Genomic DNA, 376 nt, shown 5'->3' with positions numbered 1-376 from the left:
ATGTAACAGAGTTGCTTGAGCCTGGAGCTGCTTCGCCACCTTCTGCTTTCACATAAGTAACGGTACGGCTGATCGTACGGGTCACATCATCAACACCCTTATCAGTTGGCCATGTTGGACCATCTGGGTTGTTTGGATCAATTGGTTGACCTGGAACACCTGGTTTATCTGGGGTGATTGGGGATACTTTTGGTGTCAATTCGAAGACGAAGTCTTGGGAATTGCCGTCGATGTTATCGAAGGTACCTGTTGAGCTGTAGTTATCTTTGTTCACTACGGTGTAGCCAAGGTTTTCAAATTCCTTAATCTTAGCAGCTGGATCAAAGCCAAACTCATCCCCTGTTTTACCATTGAGGGTTTCTGTGAATTTCACTGA

General features: G+C 45.5%; 1 protein-coding gene. It reads right to left on the bottom strand.

Features of this window, described 5'->3' with window-relative positions; genetic code table 11:
- Positions 1-376 (bottom strand): mucin-binding protein (locus C1E99_RS14775; protein WP_161951203.1); only part of this gene is annotated, 376 nt, incomplete at both ends.

This window comes from Streptococcus suis, assembly GCF_002964045.1.
GTDB classification, from domain to species: Bacteria; Bacillota; Bacilli; order Lactobacillales; family Streptococcaceae; genus Streptococcus; species Streptococcus suis_U.
This window is presented reverse-complemented; position numbering and strand designations above follow the sequence as displayed.